Here is a 2574-nt window from a genome sequence, read left to right as displayed (position 1 = left end):
GATATAGTAAATGCACTTATTGATAAGTATCTAAAAGAATTAAAAGCAGAAGATGTTGTTGAATGGCAAAAAAAATATACGGAGAAGTAAATTAACTAAGGTTAAAACTCCTAAATTCGGGAGTAAAGTCCACTACCAGAAAACGTGGACTCCACGACTTCGGATTTCGTATAATGCAGATTGATGTTAAATGCATTCTACAAAGCAAAAAAAAGCTATGTTGTGTTTAACATAGCTTTTTGTTTTCTTCACTGGAGAGATCAATGCAAGTAACATAATCTCAATATATTATACGAAATTATGTATTATAAGCCTTTGATACTAAACAGCTTTTTGAATTGTTGGTGACTTTTCAAGATTATCTTGAATAACTAACTGACCAGTTCCATTTGTCCGCCACCAAATTTGTTTTGACTTAGTTAGACCTTCCTTAATTTCAATTGAAATAACTTTGCCTTTGGCTTGCTGATACGTTGGAATTAAATATTGATGATCTTTAGAAATAGCAACTTGGAAAGATGCAGGAACTTCACGCTGTAAACCGAAATCCCATTTAGTACCTTCAAATACTAATTTGTTGAAGTCACCAATTTGTACGTCGAGTAATTGTCCAGTTTTAGAAATCATGAGTGAATACCTATGCAATTTTAAGTTTAGAGAAAGTTGATTTTGGTTCTTCATACCAATCTGGTACTTGCTGATCGAAATTAATTTCAACCATTCGTACAAATGGAATGATGTTGTGTTTTTCTTCAGTGTGGAGATTCTGAAGGAACATTTTAGAAAAGCCTGAAAGCTGTAAATCTTTCATATATGCGTAGAAACGAGTTTCTGAATATCTTCGCTTCATTGCATCGCAACCATGCGTTTCTAAAGCACAATAAAAGTTGAAAAGATTACGAGCTTTGGTATGTGAAATTCGACCAGACTTAGTCATGGTGAAATGGGTTTCACAGAGTTTTTTATAGATAGAATCGTGGTCAGTAGCTTTCATATTTTCACCCTCAAGGGCTTTAAAAAATTCAGCATTGGCTTTAAGCCAAAGCTCTTTAAGTATGTTTGGATGGTTACGTTGATATTGAATAAGTAAAAAAAGGTTAGTTGGTATGCCCTGTTCTTTGAGCCAATATTTCTTCATGCCAGTTTCAAAACGAAGTAGTCCAACAGCAAATTTCTGAAGGTTTACATCTTCCATAACAGCAACAACACGCATTGCATTTTTATCGTTTTTAGCAGCTAATTTTTTTTGTTCTAGTAATTGATTTTGGAATTCACACCATTTCCCATAAATTTTACGAGCAAGACGCTTAGCACGTTCAGAACCGAAATAAACCGTATTTTTATAAGTGCATTGCTTAGTAGATTTACGAATACCACGGCTAGAGAAATTACGAAGATAATCAAGAACTTTTTCAACTTGATCGTTATCTTTTAAACGAGCTGAATAAGTAACATCAATCAACATCACTTCAGCTTCAGGAATTGCAAGAATGCTGTAAAGCGTTGGAGCAGCTTCAAGTAAATAACCGAGCATTTCCAAAGCACCTTCTTCAATCCAATCTGTACCGAATACATTATGACCTTGCAGAATCTTTGCAGGACTTGCTTTAAGTTCAACAAATGGGAAATTCACACCATCATGATGAAATTTAAAAGCCATCTTGGTAAATGAAGTTGGTAATTGAGAATATGGATGATGAAGTACTTGAGTTTTAGTCTCACCGTCTTCATTTTTAAAAACACAACGAGAAGCAATGTCTATACCTAGATCGAGTAAATCAAAAGCAAGGATGCAGTACTTCCCTTCACTGTCGACATCGACAAGTGAGGCATCTACTGGAATCCGCATTTCGATCTTATCTAACATATGCAACACTGTCACAAGCAACAATTGATGCAATTTGTACCATAGTTGCACGCAACAATGCAACACTGTCACAGTGTTAAAATAGATTTTATTTTGGATATACGAATCAAATGTCAAAGACCTATAGAGTTAAATCAAAATATGTAACATTGATACAAAAAGCGCATATAGACTTTATAGTGCAGACAAGATTGCCTATAGATGAAGCAGATATAGTAAATGCACTTATTGATAAGTATCTAAAAGAATTAAAAGCAGAAGATGTTGTTGAATGGCAAAAAAAATATACGGAGAAGTAAATTAACTAAGGTTAAAACTCCTAAATTCGGGAGTAAAGTCCACTACCAGAAAACGTGGACTCCACGACTTCGGATTTCGTATAATGCAGATTGATGTTAAATGCATTCTACAAAGCAAAAAAAAGCTATGTTGTGTTTAACATAGCTTTTTGTTTTCTTCACTGGAGAGATCAATGCAAGTAACATAATCTCAATATATTATACGAAGAAAGTGTATAGATTTTAGTGTTGTGTTTATGGCTCTTACTACTCAAAAGCTAATTCATAAAATGTCAAAATTTATGTTGTTCAAGTTTTCTTACTTGGATATGTATAACGAATGTAATTATGTTTTTTTGAAAAAAAATAATATTAAAAAAATTTATAAAAAAATTTAGTTCAAAAAATTTACTTTTAAAAAAAATAAAT

General features: G+C 32.8%; 3 protein-coding genes. 1 reads left to right on the top strand and 2 read right to left on the bottom strand.

What is annotated here, in order from left to right:
* Positions 1 to 321: 321 nt before the first annotated feature.
* Both B9T30_RS16290 and B9T30_RS16285 read right to left on the bottom strand, forming a co-directional pair.
* Positions 322 to 627 carry a hypothetical protein gene (locus B9T30_RS16290; protein ID WP_086185922.1) on the bottom strand — a complete coding sequence of 102 codons (306 nt, stop codon included), beginning with the start codon at positions 625 to 627 and terminating at the stop codon, positions 322 to 324.
* A 10-nt stretch (positions 628 to 637) separates the two neighbouring features.
* Positions 638 to 1867, bottom strand: a complete 1230-nt coding sequence (locus B9T30_RS16285) for a phage/plasmid replication protein, II/X family (RefSeq protein ID WP_086185923.1) — start codon at positions 1865 to 1867, stop codon at positions 638 to 640.
* Positions 1868 to 1977: 110 nt separating this feature from the next.
* Between B9T30_RS16285 and B9T30_RS16280 the strand changes: the two genes are divergently transcribed.
* Positions 1978 to 2166, top strand: coding sequence for a hypothetical protein (locus tag B9T30_RS16280; RefSeq protein ID WP_086185921.1), 189 nt, complete (start codon positions 1978 to 1980; stop codon positions 2164 to 2166).
* Positions 2167 to 2574 lie beyond the last annotated feature (408 nt).

It is taken from the genome of Acinetobacter sp. ANC 4973 (assembly GCF_002135275.1).
GTDB classification, from domain to species: Bacteria; Pseudomonadota; Gammaproteobacteria; order Pseudomonadales; family Moraxellaceae; genus Acinetobacter; species Acinetobacter kyonggiensis.
The sequence above is the reverse complement of the archived record's forward strand: the minus strand, read 5'-3'. Positions and strand labels throughout refer to the sequence as shown.